The following is a 14,931-nucleotide window of genomic DNA, read 5'->3' as shown; positions in this document are numbered from 1 at the left end:
GAACATATGCCCAAAAAATTTCTTATTTTTTGTGATCCTAGGATTGATGATACGATGGCTCTCCTCTTAGCATTCTTTATCGATGAAATAGAAATCATCTGCATTGTTGCTGATTATGGCAATGTTCCAAAAGAAATGGCCGTACAAAATGCTCATCTTCTTAAGAACGAAGCAAAGGATAGAAATATTAAGATATTTGGTGGATCAGAACGTCCACTTACTGATGCCCCTCCTGCTTTTTTTACAGATGTAAACGGAAAACAAGGGCTCGGGCCAATTATTCCAAAGGGGAATGTGACTAACGGAGAAATGGAGAATTTCGCTCTTTAGAAGAATCTAAACCATTTATTGATTGGCCGATTCATCAAATCGCCATTGATTGTGATTATAACCGTTTCTTTAAACATTTCATGTCACTTATGACGGGTGAACAATTTTAGCAAAAAAAAACAGACCGTGATTTCTCACGGTCTGTCGTTATTTTCTACAATTATCGTTTGATGTTATAGAAAGATTTTACACCATCGTAAACAGCGATTTCGCCTAGTTCGTCTTCGATGCGTAATAATTGGTTGTACTTAGCAATACGGTCAGTACGGCTCATAGAACCAGTTTTGATTTGGCCAGCGTTAGTTGCAACTGCGATGTCAGCGATTGTAGCATCTTCAGTTTCACCAGAACGGTGAGATACAACTGCTGTGTAACCAGCACGTTTAGCCATTTCGATAGCTTCGAAAGTCTCAGTTAAAGTACCGATTTGGTTAACTTTAATTAAGATTGAGTTAGAGATACCTTTTTCGATACCTTCAGCAAGTTTTTGAGTGTTAGTTACGAATAAGTCGTCACCAACTAATTGTACTTTATCACCGATACGATCAGTTAATAATTTGTGACCATCCCAGTCGTTTTCGTCTAAACCATCTTCGATAGAGATGATTGGGAAGTCTTTGCAAAGCTCTTCGTAGAAATCAACCATTTCTGCAGAAGTTAAGCCAGTACGGCCTTCGCCTGCAAGGTCATATTTACCAGTTTCTTTGTTGTAGAACTCAGAAGAAGCAACGTCCATTCCTAAGAATACGTTCTCGCCAGCTTTGTAACCAGCTTTTTCGATAGCTTCGATGATTACTTCTAATGCTTCACGGTTAGAACCAAGGTTTGGAGCGAATCCACCTTCGTCACCTACTGCAGTGTTAAGACCTTTGTCATGTAATACAGCTTTAAGTGCATGGAATACTTCAGCACCCATACGGATTGATTCTTTGAATGTTGGAGCACCAACTGGTAAGATCATGAACTCTTGGAAGTCTACGTTGTTATCAGCGTGAGAACCACCGTTGATGATGTTCATCATTGGAGTTGGTAATTGTTTTGCATTGAATCCACCAAGGTAACGGTATAATGGAAGACCTACGAAGTCAGCTGCTGCGTGAGCTACTGCCATAGATACACCAAGGATAGCGTTAGCGCCTAGTTTACCTTTGTTTGGAGTGCCATCTAATTCGATCATAGCACGGTCGATACCAGCTTGGTCAGTTACGTCGAAACCAACGATTTCTGGAGCGATTGCTTCGTTAACGTTGTTTACTGCGTTCATAACACCTTTACCAAGGTAACGAGATTTGTCACCGTCACGTAATTCTACTGCTTCGTGCTCACCAGTAGATGCACCACTTGGTACGATAGCGCGTCCGAAAGCGCCGCTTTCTGTGTAAACTTCTACTTCTACAGTTGGGTTACCACGAGAGTCAAGGACTTCGCGAGCATAAACATCAATAATTGTTGACATAATAAATTCTCTCCTTTTTATATAAGCAAATTATTTAATAATTGTTTTACCTGTCATTTCTTTCGGTTGTTCCACATTTAAAAGTGTAAGCATTGTTGGAGCGATATCTCCTAAAATACCACCTTCACGAAGCTCTACATCATTTTTTGTAACGATGAAAGGAACCGGGTTAGTTGTATGAGCTGTCATTGGTCCACCATCAGCAGTTAACTCCTGATCAGCATTACCATGGTCAGCAGTAATAAGTGCTACACCATCTTTTGCAAGAATCGCTTCTACAACTTTTCCTAAACATTCGTCAGTTGCTTCTACTGCTTTAATTGTTGGTTCCATCATCCCAGAATGGCCAACCATATCACAGTTCGCAAAGTTAAGAATGATAACATCATGTTTATCATTTTCAATTTCATTTACTAAAGCGTCCGTTACTTCGTAAATGCTCATTTCAGGTTTCAAGTCATACGTTGCAACCTTCGGTGAGTTAATTAAGATACGCTCTTCTCCTGGGAATTCAGCCTCACGACCACCGCTAAAGAAGAATGTAACGTGCGGATACTTTTCAGTTTCCGCGATGCGAAGTTGCTTTAATCCCGCTTGCGCAACAACTTCACCTAAAGTGTTATCAAGATTCATTGGCTTGAATGCCACGTAACCATCTACAGTTTCACTGAAGTGTGTCATACAAACGAATTCAGGAATGTGAGGTACTTTTTCACCACGATCGAACTCACGGAAATCTTCGTTTGTAAATACACGAGCAATTTGAATTGCACGGTCTGGACGGAAGTTATAGAAGATAACTGCATCATCATCATTGATTGTTGCAACTGGCGTGTTATCTTCGTTAACAATTACAGACGGCAATACGAATTCATCATAGATACCGTTCGCATAAGAGTCTTCTACACACTCTTCTGCTGATTTATAAGTAGGGCCTTCACCATTCACCATGGCACTGTAACATTTTTCAACGCGATCCCAACGCTTGTCACGGTCCATAGAGTAATAACGACCAGAGATAGTCGCGAATTGTCCTACTCCTGTTTCTTTAATTACTTCATTCGTTGCATCGATATAACCTTTTGCTGTTTGTGGTCCAACATCGCGGCCATCTAAGAATGCATGGATATAAACTTTCTCCACGCCTTCTTTTGCTGCTAAGCGAAGAAGAGCAAACATGTGGTTCATGTGACTGTGCACACCACCATCAGAAAGCAAACCGAATAAATGAAGAGCAGTACCTTTTTCTTTCACGCTTTTAATTGCATTTTGGAACGTTTCGTTCTGATCGAACTCACCTTCACGAATTGCAACGTTTACGCGTGTTAAGCTTTGATATACGATACGGCCAGCACCGATATTTAAGTGACCAACCTCAGAGTTACCCATTTGACCTTCTGGAAGACCCACTTCCTCACCACAAGCTGTAAGCGTTGTATGAGGGAATTTGTTCCAGTAACCATCAAAATTAGGTTTTTTAGCTTGTGCTACAGCATTCCCGTGAGTTTCTTCACGTAGTCCGAAACCGTCAAGGATGATTAAAGCTGTTGGCTTTCTCATTTTACCGCCCCCAGAAGACCTAAGAACGAAGCAGGCTCTAAGCTAGCACCGCCAACTAAAGCGCCGTCGATGTCAGATTGTGCCATATACTCTTTAATGTTTTCTGGTTTTACGCTACCGCCGTATTGAATACGAACAGCTTCTGCAGCTTCTGGAGAAACAGCTTCTGCAACAACTTTACGGATGTGCGCACATACTTCATTTGCATCTGCAGAAGAAGAAGATTTACCTGTACCGATAGCCCAGATTGGCTCATAAGCGATAACAGTTGCTTTAACTTGCTCTTCTGTTAAACCTGCAAGTGCTTTAGTCACTTGACCTGCTACTAGATCAAATGTTTTTCCGCTTTCGCGCTCTTCTAAAGTCTCACCACAACATACGATTGGTGTTAAACCATGTTCAAATGCTGCAAGAGTCTTTTTGTTTACTGATTCGTCTGTTTCAGCAAACATTTCACGACGCTCAGAGTGGCCAAGTACTACATAGCCTACTTTTAAGTCGCTAAGTGCTACTGGGCTAATTTCGCCAGTGAATGCACCATTTTTTTCGAAGTGCATGTTTTGTGCACCTACTTGTAAGTCAGTTCCTTCAGTTGCTGCTACTAAGCGCTCTAAGAATAGAGCTGGAGAGCAAACTACTGCATCAACAGCTGAAGCTGCTGGGATTTGACCTTTAACTTCCTCTACGAAGCTAACTGCTTCTGATAGAGTTTTATTCATTTTCCAGTTACCTGCGATAATTGGTTTACGCATGCTTTGCACCGTCCTTTTTCTTTGGCTGCTACTTATTTGTCGTTAAGACAAACTACACCTGGAAGCTCTTTGCCTTCCATGAATTCTAATGACGCACCGCCGCCAGTAGAAATGTGGCTCATTTTATCAGCCATACCGAATTTTTCAACAGCTGCTGCAGAGTCACCACCGCCGATAACAGAGTATGTATCTTCTGCATCTGCTAATGCTTGTCCTACTGCTTTTGTACCTTCTGCGAATGGAGTCATTTCGAATACACCCATTGGTCCATTCCATACAACAAGCTTAGAGTTTTTAATTACATCTGCATAAATTTCACGTGTTTTAGGACCGATGTCCACGCCTTCCCATGTAGAAGGGATAGAGTCGATACCTACGATTTGAGTTGTTGCAGTTTCAGAGAATTCCTCTGTGATTACAACATCAACTGGCATGTAGAAGTTTACGCCTTTTTCTTTTGCAAGTTGCATAAATTCTTTAGCTAGTTCGATCTTGTCGTCTTCACATAGAGATAGACCAATTTCATGACCTAAAGCTTTAACGAATGTATAAGCAAGTCCGCCACCGATGATTAAGTTATCTACTTTGTCTAATAGATGACGAATTACACCGATTTTATCTTTTACTTTCGCACCACCGATGATAGCTGTGAATGGACGTTCTGGGTTAGAAAGTGCTTTACCTAATACATCTAACTCTTTTTCCATTAATAAACCAGATACTGCTGGTAGGTAGTCTGCGATTCCTGCTGTAGAAGCATGAGCACGGTGAGCTGCACCGAATGCATCGTTTACGAAGATATCAGCAAGAGCTGCAAATTCTTTCGCAAGTTCTGCATCGTTCTTTTCTTCGCCCGCATAGAAACGTACGTTTTCAAGAACTAATACGTCGCCTTCGTTCATTGCTGCAACCATTTCTTGTGCAACTGGTCCGAATGCTTCGTCTGCTTTTTTAACATCTTTACCAAGAAGCTCGCCTAAACGTGCTGCTACTGGAGTAAGACGTAATTCTTCTACCGCTTGACCTTTTGGACGGCCTAAGTGGCTTGCTAAAATAACTTTCGCACCTTGCTCTACTAAATATTGAATTGTAGGAAGAGCTGCACGGATACGAGTTTCATCTGTAATTTTGCCTTCTTTCATAGGTACGTTGAAGTCAACGCGGCAAAATACACGCTTACCTTTTAAATCTACGTCACGAATTGATTTTTTGTTCATTGGATTTCCCTCCGACTACTAGTTAGGATTGACAAAACCCATTCAAAAGCTTAACACATTTGCTTCTAAAACGAAAGAAGAGAGAGAGGGAACAAACCCTCTCCCTCGTTTTGTCATTGATTACTTATATAATTAAGAATTAAAGACCTTTAGAAGTCATGTATGCTGCTAGGTCTACTACGCGGTTAGAGTAACCAGTTTCGTTATCGTACCAAGAAAGTACTTTAACCATGTTACCTTCCATTACCATTGTAGATAATGCATCGATTGTAGAAGAAGCTGTACATCCGTTATAGTCGATAGATACTAATGGCTCTTCGCTGTATCCAAGGATACCTTTTAATTCGCCTTCAGAAGCTGCTTTGAATGCTGCGTTTACTTCTTCAACTGTTACTTCTTTGTCAAGTTCAACAACTAAGTCAACAAGAGAAACGTTAGCAGTTGGAACACGTACAGCGCCACCGTTTAATTTACCTTTAAGTTCTGGTAATACTAATGCTACAGCTTTAGCTGCACCAGTAGATGTTGGGATCATGTTTTCAGCTGCTGCACGAGCACGACGTAAATCTTTGTGTGGTAAGTCTAAGATTTGTTGGTCGTTAGTGTAAGAGTGAATTGTTGTCATCATTCCGCGTTTTACGCCGAATTTTTCGTTTAATACTTTAGCGAATGGAGCTAGACAGTTTGTAGTACAAGAAGCGTTAGATACTACGTTGTGGTTAGCTGCATCGTATTGTTCGTGGTTAACACCCATAACTACAGTGATATCTTCGTCAGAAGCTGGAGCTGAGATGATAACTTTCTTAACTGATCCACCTAAGTGTTTTTCAGCGTCTGATTTTTTAGTGAAACGACCAGTAGATTCTACTACTACTTCTACTCCGTAGTCGCTCCATGGTAGTTGAGCTGGGTCACGCTCAGCGATAACTTTAATTTCTTTACCGTTAACAACGATGCTGTTTTCGTTAGCAGATACTTCTGCATTTAAAGTTCCGTGAACTGTGTCATATTTTAAAAGGTGAGCTAATGTTTTAGCATCTGTTAAGTCGTTGATTGCTACTACTTCTACCTCAGAGTTGTTAAGAGCTGCGCGGAATACGTTACGTCCGATACGTCCAAATCCATTAATACCAATTTTAGTCATTTGAATTTCCTCCTTGGGGGATTATATTAAAGGGTAATACCCTTTGTTAACTGTTTTGCTGCACCTTCATCTGTAATTAGAATTGAAGTGTGCCCTTGTTTAATTACAGCCTGTATTGCCTTTGCCTTTGAAGAACCTCCAGCGACTGCAACAACGTGAGATACATGTTGTAAATCCTCTAGTTGCATACCAACTGTTCTTACTTTATGAACAACATTTCCTTGTTCATTAAAGTAGTAACCGAAAGCTTCGCCAACTGCTTCGCTTGCCTGAATCTTTAACCAATCTGCTTCTGAAGTATTTCTGCGACGTGCCATTGTTAACGCATCACCTATTCCATGAATGACGATATTGGAAGATCGAATCAACTCAAGAACTTCTTTCACGGAAGGCTCTGTCACAATAGACGCATATGCTTCGCTACTAACATGGTCTGGAACATACAATAAGCGATAATTACTCATCGTATTTTGCGCCATTTTGGCACAAATGGTATTGGCTTCTAACTCAACACCTTCTCCAATTCCACCACGCGCTGGGACAAATAGCATATGTAAATCTTTGCAATCAAGCTGCATCATGTCCGCAGCAGCAGCTAGCGTAGTTCCTCCAGCCACAGCAACGATATTATTCGCTGTCAGACGGTCTTTTATACAAGTCACACAAGCACGGCCCATCTCCAGTTTGACCCAAGGTGATTCATCACTATCACCAGGGACAACGAAAACTTCATCCAAGTCTAATGTTTCCTTAAGTTGCTTTTCTAAAACCTTTAACCCGGAAATTTCTTTCATAAAGTCTTCCAAAGCAAGAACTAAAGCTGTTCCTTCTTCTGTCAAAGTCATTCCAGAAGAAGCGACGTGAACTAAGTTTTGTTCTTTCAAAACTTGAACTTCACTTCGCAATACTCGTTCTGTCATACCGAGACTTGCTGATAAGTTCCTTCTTCCAATCGGCTGCATGAGCCTAATGTATTGAAGAATTTGCATTCTCGTTTGCATAACAGGTAGCAGATCAGGTAATAATTTTTTTGTATTCTGAATCCATGAGCGCATATCTTTTCTCCTCACTACATTGGTTCATTTTTCCTTATTGGTCACTTTACGTCCCGTAGTGACATTTTGTGTCCCACATAGGTTAAAAAAATAATCCCTGCTACGTGTATTATTGTAACAGGAGATAGAAACTTATTCAACTCTTAACTGCATTCTTTATATAGTTTATTATGACACCTTTGTGAATGTTACCATATTCTACTTGTTTTCCGTCTATTTCTACAACCGGAATCATTAGGTGATATTTTTCTAAAAGGTCATTATCTTCATATATATCTATTTCCTCGATTTGAAAAGAATATTCACATTGTACTTCCTGCAAAACTTGTTTTGCCTGCACGCAAAGACCACAATCCTTTTTTGTATACAGTACAACTTTCATCTCCTTCACCTATCCGATCGTTTTTCGTAATGACGAAGCTGGAATATGCATTTGTTCTCTATACTTCGCCACCGTTCTTCGAGAAATAACAATTTCATGCTCTTCTTCTAATAATTTTGAAATCTTTTGATCTGAAAGTGGCTTTTTCTTATTCTCCGCTTCAACAAGCTTTTGAATAAATTGTTTTACACGCTTTGTAGAAATCGCTTCATCTTCAGTCGTTGAAACGGCATTGCTAAAGAACGATTTCATCTCAAATAAACCGTGTGGTGTTTGCACATATTTATTTCGCGTTGCACGACTAATTGTAGATTCATGCACACCTAACTCTTCCGCCACCTCTTTTAAAGCAAGCGGTTTTAAATACGCTGGACCTTCCCAGAAGAAATCACGTTGTTTTTCCATAATAATAGTCATTACTTGCAGGAGCGTCTGTTTTCTCTGTTTCAAACTGCGCATAATCCACTGCACATGCTGATACTTTTCTGATACGTAAGATGCTACTTCACTTTCACTATTATTAAGAAGCGCACTATATTCAGAATGAATTTCAATTCTCGGCATATTTCTCTCATTCATCTGTAAAACGAGACGATCGCCATCTTTTTTTACTGCCATATCAGGCACAATATAAAGTGGTTTATCCGAAGAAAAAGCAAGACCTGGTTTCGGCTGTAATGATGTAATACAGTTCACCGCTGTTTGCAATTCTTCATTACTACACTTCAACACTTGAACGAGCTTTCGCCAATCTTTCTTCACGAAATAAGCGAAGTGATCCTCTATAACCTCTTCTGCTAATCCATTCCGTCTTTGTAAGCGCTTCAATTGTAAAGTTAGACATTCCTGAATATTACGCGCTCCTACCCCTGCTGGCTCGAGTGATTGGACAAGCTCTACAGAGCGTTCGACTACATGAAGTGGTGCGGAAAGGAGACCCGCTAACTCTTCGTTCGTTTCTTGTAAATACCCATTTCCATCCATGTTCATAATAATGAAAGAAGCTACTTTTCGCTCTTCTTCTTCTATTTTATAATACTGTATTTGATTTAATAAATGTTGCTGAATCGTTGTTGAATCCACACTGTAGATTTCCATCTGATTCTCGACTTGTTTGCTGGTACTTTTACTGTTGTTAGAGCTCTTTTTCTTCTCCCTCTCAAAACCACCTAACTCAATAAGGGGATTCTCTAACGATTGCTCATACAAAAACTCCGATAATTCTTGTACATTATACTGGAGCATTGTAATCGCTTGCCTTAACTCTTGTGTCATTGCCAAACGTAAGCTTTGTTCTTGTAAAAGACTTGCCTTCAAACTAATCTCCCCCTTGTTTCTATTGTACAATAAGTTTGGTAAAAGGAGAATGCTATCACAGACACCCATTCCAAAATATTATTAATTTATATGTATTAATGAGATTTACAACTTACAACCGAAATTTGAATAATATTGAAAGAAAATAATAAAGCAAAACATTATTATAACCAAGTACTAATAGTAAATCTTATCACTAGATATAACAAGAGGGAAATAAAAAAAGTCCTAACCTACAAAACGTAAGTTAGGACTTTTTGACGCGCCCAGAGGGATTCGAACCCCCGACAGACGTGGTACCGGAAACCACCGCTCTATCCGACTGAGCTATGGGCGCATGATTATAAAAAACACATCATTTTCTTCTCATAATAATAGCAATAAAATCCATCTAAATCAATAAAAATATCCCCTTTCATCCTTTATACACCTTAGCCTAAAGTATAGAAACACATTTCTTCACCTTAATTTTCCAATCATAAATTCACCCCAACTCACAAATTATAATCTTTGAATTGATATTCCAAAGGGGGCTTCATTCAATGACTGTAATTACAAAGTTAAAGCAAACTGTTTCTGGATTAAAAAGTGCACAAGCTAGCTTAGAGGGATTCGCTCTTGATACGGATAACCAACAAGCAAAGCAACTTTTCCAAACAGCTGCAGAGCAAACACAAACGATTATCGATTCTTTAAACCCACGCGTTGAAGAAGTCCAACAGGAAGAACCACAATACTCGCAGCAATAACGGATTCGTCATGCTGTGAAATAGAAAAAGGATGATATGCAGTCATCCTTTTTCTATCACATTACATATTGCAATAGAAATGGAATGATTATAATGCGAAAACTCGGAATCATAACCGCGTTATTTATGCTCCTATTCGGTTCACTTACCGGATGTGATAATAGCCCGTTAGATAAAAAGGTAAAGAAAGAAGAAGCTAAACGAACGGAAGAAGACAAGGGCCCTAAATTAACAAAAATGAGTACAGAATCCTTTAATCAATCTATATCGCAAGACGCTAAGAAAAAAGCTCTTGCTATGGAGGGAATTATAGAAGCTACCGCAGTTAATACAAATTTAGATCTTTACATAGCCGTCAAGCCTGAACATCACGAAAGATTTGGTTTAAAACCTTTACGAAGTAAATTAAAAAAGAAACTAAGTGATGAAAACCCTACTTTCAATATTCGTGTAAGTACAGACAAAAAGATCTTTATGCTCATAGAAGAACTTGAAAACAAAATTAAGAAAAAGAAAGTAAGTAAAGATGGCATCAAAAAACAATTGAAACTCATTCAATCAGAAATGGGATCTAATATTTAAGCTTTCTAATAGAGAAGGAAGGATTCAAATGTCTAGTAAAGATAAAAACTTAACACCTGTACAACAAGAATATAAAAAATTCGAACAACAGCGCGAACCGAAGCGCCCCGTTTTTAAAAATTGTATAAAAGCTTTTCTCGTCGGAGGATTAATTTGTCTAATAGGCCAACTGATTTCCACCTTTTATATTACTTATTTTGATTTCACTGAACGCTCTGCCGGGAACCCTACCGTTGCAACTCTTATTTTTATCTCCATGCTACTGACGGGATTTGGCGTCTACGATCGTCTTGGACAGTTTGCCGGGGCAGGCACAGCTGTACCTGTCACTGGATTTGGTAACTCTGTTATTGCCGCATGTATCGAACACCGTACAGAAGGATTTGTCCTTGGTGTTGGCGGTAACATGTTTAAATTAGCTGGATCCGTTATTTTGTTTGGTGTATTTTCGGCTTTCGTCATCGCACTTATTAAAACGATTCTCGTTCAATGGGGAGGGCTATAAATGTTACAAGGACACCGAACGTGGGTATTTGAAAACAAACCAGTTATTATTTCGACAGGAGTCGTTGGCGGGCCGTTTGAAGCAAAAGGGAAAATTCCAGAAGACTTCGATATCCTTCATGAAGATTTATGGCTCGGCCAAGATTCCTATGAAAAAGCACATAAAATTTTGTTCGAAGAAGCTTGTAGCCGCGCTACTGAAAAAGCAGAACTTCGTAAAGATGATATCCAATTCGTACTTGCAGGAGATTTAATTAATCAAATTACCCCTACAAGCTTTGCTTGCCGTACACTTGGCACTCCTTACCTCGGATTATTCGGTGCTTGTTCTACTTCTATGGAAGGTTTAGCACTTGGGGCAAGTATCGTAAATGCAAAAGGTGCAAAATATTTATTAACTGGGGCATCCAGCCATAACACTGCGGTTGAAAAACAATTCCGCTATCCAACTGAATACGGCGGTCAAAAACCACCTACTGCACAGTGGACAGTAACCGGGGCAGGCGCGGCTATTTTAAGTGACACTGGACATGGCCCTAGGGTAACATCTGCAACAATCGGACGAGTGGTTGATATGGGATTAACGGATCCATTTAATATGGGCGGTGCGATGGCTCCAGCCGCCGTCGATACAATTGAAGCCCACTTACGCGAACGCCAAATTGATGCCTCTTACTACGATTTAATCGTAACAGGCGACCTAGGACATGTCGGACGCGAAATTGCTTATGACTTACTACATAAACACGGAACAAAAGTGACAAGCGAACAGTTTCAAGATTGCGGGCTACTCATCTATAGAGAGGGGCAACCTGTCATAGCTGGCGCTAGTGGACCAGGATGTTCCGCAACAGTCGTGTACGGTCATTTATTAAACCGAATGAAAAGAGGAGAGTTCAAAAAAATACTTGTCGTTGCGACAGGCGCTTTACTATCTCCACTTACATTCCAACAAGAAGAAACGATTCCGTGTATCGCTCACGCCGTTTCGATTGAATTTGGAGGTGCAACGCAATGATTTTTTTCTGGGCTTTCGTCATTGGCGGACTCATATGTGTAATCGGCCAACTTATGTTTGATGTCGGCAAACTAACACCCGCTCATACAATGGCAACACTCGTTGTTGCCGGAGCTATATTAGATGGATTCAATTTGTATGAACCATTAATCGACTTTGCTGGAGCCGGGGCAACCGTACCTATTACAAGCTTTGGTAATGCCCTCGTTCACGGCGCAATGGAAGAAGCTGCAAAGCACGGAATCGTTGGCGTCATTACCGGCATGTTTAAAGTAACGAGCGCCGGCGTATCCGCAGCTATTATTTTCGGCTTTATTGGAGCATTGCTATTCAAACCGAAAGGATAAGAGGTGTTTGTATGACAGTTATCGCTAGCGTTAAAACCTGCCTTGCTAGTGTAAGGGGCTCTCAAGCAAGTTTAAGCTCTCTTTCACTAAATTCACAGGATGAAGAATCAAAACGTGTATTTCATGAATGTATGTTAGAAATGGACAGCATCATCGCTGATTTACAAAATAGAATTTCAGTATTAGAACGTGAAGAACCTCAATATAAAGGGTTTTAAGTAGACTGGAGGAAATGACTATGTCTCACCTGCCGGAATGGACACTTGTCATTCTTCGCTCTGTATTCATATTAATTATTTTATTCGCTATTACGAAATGGTTAGGGAAAAGACAAATCTCTCAGCTCTCCTTTTTTGAATACATAGCCGGAATGACAATCGGTGACATCGCTGCCCAAGTATCTACAGGGCTCGATTCAAAATTTTTCCACGGCGTCTTTGCGATACTCATTTTCGCTGCGGTACCTTTTCTCACAGGAATCCTCTCTTTAAAGAACAAAACAGCTCGAGATTTTTTTGAAGGAAAATCTACCGTATTAATAAAAGATGGAAAGGTACTCGAAGATAACTTAAAGAAAGAAAAATATACAAGTGACGAATTACTTGAACTACTGCGAGGAAAAAGTGCGTTCAGCGTAGCTGAAGTCGAATTTGCTGTCTTAGAACCGAGCGGAGAATTAAATGTATTATTAAAGAAAGATTCTCAGCCACTTACAGCAAAAGACATCGGTTTAAAAGTACCAAATGAAAAAGAACCGCAAACTGTTATTATGGATGGAAATGTACTAGATGAACCCCTTTCCTCTAGTGGACATAACCGCGCTTGGTTACATTCTGAACTAGAAAAACTCGGTGTTGTCATCGAAAATGTCTTTCTCGGCCAAGTTGACTCATATGGACAACTTACTATCGACATTTATAATGACAAGCTGCAAATGCCTTCTCCTCAAAACAAACCTTTATTATTGGCATCTTTAAAAAAATGTCATGCTGATCTTGAACTATTCTCCCTAGAAACAAAGTCGAAATCAGCAAGCGAAATGTATAGTAAAAACGCGAAACAAATCGAAAAGATTTTAAATAAAGTAACCTATCTTTTAAAAGAATAAATATCGAAAGAACGCTTCAGTAAAAAGGCGTTCTTTTCTTTTTTCTCCAGTTTTTATAACGTTTAAATTTATGTAATTCGGTTATGATGTTGAAGATACATAAGCAGGGAATTTCAAAAACATAGCGAATATTTCATGGTACAACTACATATTTTTTTGATTTAAAGTGGTTTCGTTTGACCTTTATTGACCATAATTGTATTATAAGACTAAGAAAGCTTTAGAAGGAGGAAATAACAGATGAATTTAATTCCTACAGTAATTGAACAAACAAATCGTGGAGAACGCGCTTACGATATTTACTCTCGACTATTAAAAGACCGCATCATTATGCTTGGTAGTGCAATTGATGACAACGTAGCTAACTCAATCGTTTCCCAGCTTTTATTCTTGGAATCTCAAGATCCAGAAAAAGATATTCACATCTACATCAACAGCCCTGGTGGTTCTATCACAGCAGGTATGGCAATCTATGATACAATGCAGTTTATTAAGCCACAAGTATCAACAATCTGTATCGGTATGGCTGCATCTATGGGTGCATTCTTACTTGCAGCAGGTGAAAAAGGAAAACGTTATGCACTTCCAAACAGTGAAGTAATGATTCACCAACCACTTGGCGGAGCACAAGGTCAAGCGACTGAAATCGAAATCGCTGCTAAACGTATCCTATTCTTACGTGAAAAACTAAACCAAATTCTTGCTGACCGCACAGGCCAACCAATTGAAGTACTACAACGCGACACAGACCGCGACAACTTCATGACAGCAGAAAAAGCTTTAGAATACGGTTTAATCGATAAGATCTTTACAAATCGTTAATAACTAAAAGCGGAAGCGGCTCGTTCAGCTCTGACTGGCTAAGGTTCTTAGACACGAAGAGTTAGCCACTGGCGCTAGATACAACTTAAAGCAGAAGCGCCCTATTACAGGGCGCTTTTTTTATGGCTAGGCCTCCGCGCGAACATACCCCATCTAGTATCTCCCTGAATATATCAACGATTTTCCAATTATATCGAACACAACTCAAATTATATCAACGGTTCGACACAACATATCGATCTACCGACAATCCTCGACAAGCAGAAGCGCCCTACATACCCCCCACCCAACAAATAGCAAAACAAAAAAGCTATCGCACATGCGCGATAGCTTTTTACTGTACATATGCAGCTAATGCCTCTAAAGCCTCTTCTGCATCTGAACCTTCTGTTGTAATTGTTATCATGCTACCAGTTCCAATTGCTAAGCTCATAATCCCCATTATGCTCTTTGCATTTACTGTCTTTCCATCTTTCTCGATGAAAATATCCGCATGAAAGCGATTGGCCTCTTGTACAAACAACGCAGCCGGACGTGCTTGTAAACCGTTTTTTAATGAAACCTGAACTCGTTTTTGAACCACAGCTC

The 14,931-nt window shown here is 39.8% G+C and carries 17 protein-coding genes, 1 tRNA gene and 1 pseudogene; 9 read left to right on the top strand and 10 right to left on the bottom strand.

Features of this window, described 5'->3' with window-relative positions:
* Positions 1 to 6 precede the first annotated feature (6 nt).
* A pseudogene (locus tag QCI44_RS01840) lies at positions 7 to 321 on the top strand (nucleoside hydrolase); the annotation flags it as partial.
* Between the two features lie 169 nt (positions 322 to 490).
* On the opposite strand, the gene eno reads toward QCI44_RS01840, so the two are convergent.
* The 9 genes from eno to QCI44_RS01795 form a co-directional block, all read right to left on the bottom strand.
* Positions 491 to 1,786: a phosphopyruvate hydratase gene (gene eno, locus QCI44_RS01835; RefSeq protein WP_016085606.1), complete on the bottom strand. Its 1,296-nt coding sequence runs from the start codon at positions 1,784 to 1,786 to the stop codon at positions 491 to 493.
* A 30-nt stretch (positions 1,787 to 1,816) separates the two neighbouring features.
* Positions 1,817 to 3,346, bottom strand: a complete 1,530-nt coding sequence (gene gpmI, locus QCI44_RS01830) for a 2,3-bisphosphoglycerate-independent phosphoglycerate mutase (RefSeq protein ID WP_001231145.1) — start codon at positions 3,344 to 3,346, stop codon at positions 1,817 to 1,819.
* Entirely contained in the window at positions 3,343 to 4,098 is a 756-nt protein-coding gene (tpiA, locus tag QCI44_RS01825; protein ID WP_001231042.1) for a triose-phosphate isomerase, read from the bottom strand. Before tpiA ends, gpmI begins: the two co-directional genes overlap by 4 nt.
* Before the next feature lie 32 nt (positions 4,099 to 4,130).
* On the bottom strand, positions 4,131 to 5,315 hold the full coding sequence (locus QCI44_RS01820) for a phosphoglycerate kinase (protein ID WP_001036333.1): 1,185 nt from the start codon (positions 5,313 to 5,315) through the stop codon (positions 4,131 to 4,133).
* Between the two features lie 139 nt (positions 5,316 to 5,454).
* Positions 5,455 to 6,459 carry a type I glyceraldehyde-3-phosphate dehydrogenase gene (gene gap / locus QCI44_RS01815; RefSeq protein ID WP_000161237.1) on the bottom strand — a complete coding sequence of 335 codons (1,005 nt, stop codon included), beginning with the start codon at positions 6,457 to 6,459 and terminating at the stop codon, positions 5,455 to 5,457.
* Positions 6,460 to 6,485: 26 nt separating this feature from the next.
* A complete protein-coding gene (gene cggR, locus QCI44_RS01810; protein ID WP_001258183.1) occupies positions 6,486 to 7,514 on the bottom strand; it encodes a gapA transcriptional regulator CggR in 1,029 nt (342 codons plus the stop codon).
* A 136-nt stretch (positions 7,515 to 7,650) separates the two neighbouring features.
* The gene (locus tag QCI44_RS01805; protein WP_016085604.1) at positions 7,651 to 7,896 is read right to left on the bottom strand and encodes a glutaredoxin family protein; all 246 of its coding nucleotides are present in this window, start codon (positions 7,894 to 7,896) and stop codon (positions 7,651 to 7,653) included.
* 9 nt (positions 7,897 to 7,905) lie between these two features.
* Positions 7,906 to 9,213, bottom strand: a complete 1,308-nt coding sequence (gene rpoN, locus QCI44_RS01800) for an RNA polymerase factor sigma-54 (protein WP_016135998.1) — start codon at positions 9,211 to 9,213, stop codon at positions 7,906 to 7,908.
* Between the two features lie 261 nt (positions 9,214 to 9,474).
* A tRNA-Arg gene (locus QCI44_RS01795) sits at positions 9,475 to 9,550 on the bottom strand.
* A 205-nt stretch (positions 9,551 to 9,755) separates the two neighbouring features.
* Between QCI44_RS01795 and QCI44_RS01790 the strand changes: the two genes are divergently transcribed.
* The 8 genes from QCI44_RS01790 (at position 9,756) to clpP (ending at position 14,343) form a co-directional block, all read left to right on the top strand.
* Positions 9,756 to 9,962 carry a DUF1657 domain-containing protein gene (locus QCI44_RS01790; protein WP_000216160.1) on the top strand — a complete coding sequence of 69 codons (207 nt, stop codon included), beginning with the start codon at positions 9,756 to 9,758 and terminating at the stop codon, positions 9,960 to 9,962.
* 93 nt (positions 9,963 to 10,055) lie between these two features.
* The gene (locus tag QCI44_RS01785; RefSeq protein ID WP_001228530.1) at positions 10,056 to 10,544 is read left to right on the top strand and encodes a YhcN/YlaJ family sporulation lipoprotein; all 489 of its coding nucleotides are present in this window, start codon (positions 10,056 to 10,058) and stop codon (positions 10,542 to 10,544) included.
* Between the two features lie 28 nt (positions 10,545 to 10,572).
* Complete coding sequence (gene spoVAC / locus QCI44_RS01780) at positions 10,573 to 11,049, top strand: stage V sporulation protein AC (RefSeq protein ID WP_000095409.1); 477 nt, start codon at positions 10,573 to 10,575, stop codon at positions 11,047 to 11,049.
* Positions 11,050 to 12,066, top strand: a complete 1,017-nt coding sequence (gene spoVAD / locus QCI44_RS01775; protein ID WP_000938954.1) for a stage V sporulation protein AD — start codon at positions 11,050 to 11,052, stop codon at positions 12,064 to 12,066. It abuts the gene before it with no gap.
* On the top strand, positions 12,063 to 12,413 hold the full coding sequence (gene spoVAE / locus QCI44_RS01770; protein ID WP_000575919.1) for a stage V sporulation protein AE: 351 nt from the start codon (positions 12,063 to 12,065) through the stop codon (positions 12,411 to 12,413). The genes spoVAD and spoVAE overlap by 4 nt, the downstream gene beginning before the upstream one ends.
* 11 nt (positions 12,414 to 12,424) lie before the next feature.
* Positions 12,425 to 12,631 carry a DUF1657 domain-containing protein gene (locus tag QCI44_RS01765; protein ID WP_016085602.1) on the top strand — a complete coding sequence of 69 codons (207 nt, stop codon included), beginning with the start codon at positions 12,425 to 12,427 and terminating at the stop codon, positions 12,629 to 12,631.
* A gap of 20 nt (positions 12,632 to 12,651) precedes the next feature.
* Complete coding sequence (locus QCI44_RS01760; RefSeq protein ID WP_016085601.1) at positions 12,652 to 13,521, top strand: DUF421 domain-containing protein; 870 nt, start codon at positions 12,652 to 12,654, stop codon at positions 13,519 to 13,521.
* A 240-nt stretch (positions 13,522 to 13,761) separates the two neighbouring features.
* On the top strand, positions 13,762 to 14,343 hold the full coding sequence (gene clpP / locus QCI44_RS01755) for an ATP-dependent Clp endopeptidase proteolytic subunit ClpP (RefSeq protein ID WP_001049161.1): 582 nt from the start codon (positions 13,762 to 13,764) through the stop codon (positions 14,341 to 14,343).
* 334 nt (positions 14,344 to 14,677) lie between these two features.
* Here clpP and QCI44_RS01750 read toward each other — a convergent pair whose 3' ends face one another.
* Positions 14,678 to 14,926 carry an HPr family phosphocarrier protein gene (locus QCI44_RS01750; RefSeq protein WP_000250307.1) on the bottom strand — a complete coding sequence of 83 codons (249 nt, stop codon included), beginning with the start codon at positions 14,924 to 14,926 and terminating at the stop codon, positions 14,678 to 14,680.
* Positions 14,927 to 14,931 lie beyond the last annotated feature (5 nt).

Origin of the sequence: Bacillus cereus group sp. RP37 (assembly GCF_040459695.1) — a bacterium.
GTDB lineage: Bacteria > Bacillota > Bacilli > Bacillales > Bacillaceae_G > Bacillus_A.
The sequence above is the reverse complement of the archived record's forward strand: the minus strand, read 5'-3'. Positions and strand labels throughout refer to the sequence as shown.

Coding starts and splice junctions, on each gene's coding strand:
- eno (WP_016085606.1), bottom strand. CDS start 1,786: ATGTCAACAATTATTGATGTTTATGCTCGCGAAGTCCTTGACTCTCGT.
- gpmI (WP_001231145.1), bottom strand. CDS start 3,346: ATGAGAAAGCCAACAGCTTTAATCATCCTTGACGGTTTCGGACTACGT.
- tpiA (WP_001231042.1), bottom strand. CDS start 4,098: ATGCGTAAACCAATTATCGCAGGTAACTGGAAAATGAATAAAACTCTA.
- QCI44_RS01820 (WP_001036333.1), bottom strand. CDS start 5,315: ATGAACAAAAAATCAATTCGTGACGTAGATTTAAAAGGTAAGCGTGTA.
- gap (WP_000161237.1), bottom strand. CDS start 6,459: ATGACTAAAATTGGTATTAATGGATTTGGACGTATCGGACGTAACGTA.
- cggR (WP_001258183.1), bottom strand. CDS start 7,514: ATGCGCTCATGGATTCAGAATACAAAAAAATTATTACCTGATCTGCTA.
- QCI44_RS01805 (WP_016085604.1), bottom strand. CDS start 7,896: ATGAAAGTTGTACTGTATACAAAAAAGGATTGTGGTCTTTGCGTGCAG.
- QCI44_RS01790 (WP_000216160.1), top strand. CDS start 9,756: ATGACTGTAATTACAAAGTTAAAGCAAACTGTTTCTGGATTAAAAAGT.
- QCI44_RS01785 (WP_001228530.1), top strand. CDS start 10,056: ATGCGAAAACTCGGAATCATAACCGCGTTATTTATGCTCCTATTCGGT.
- spoVAC (WP_000095409.1), top strand. CDS start 10,573: ATGTCTAGTAAAGATAAAAACTTAACACCTGTACAACAAGAATATAAA.
- spoVAD (WP_000938954.1), top strand. CDS start 11,050: ATGTTACAAGGACACCGAACGTGGGTATTTGAAAACAAACCAGTTATT.
- spoVAE (WP_000575919.1), top strand. CDS start 12,063: ATGATTTTTTTCTGGGCTTTCGTCATTGGCGGACTCATATGTGTAATC.
- QCI44_RS01765 (WP_016085602.1), top strand. CDS start 12,425: ATGACAGTTATCGCTAGCGTTAAAACCTGCCTTGCTAGTGTAAGGGGC.
- QCI44_RS01760 (WP_016085601.1), top strand. CDS start 12,652: ATGTCTCACCTGCCGGAATGGACACTTGTCATTCTTCGCTCTGTATTC.
- clpP (WP_001049161.1), top strand. CDS start 13,762: ATGAATTTAATTCCTACAGTAATTGAACAAACAAATCGTGGAGAACGC.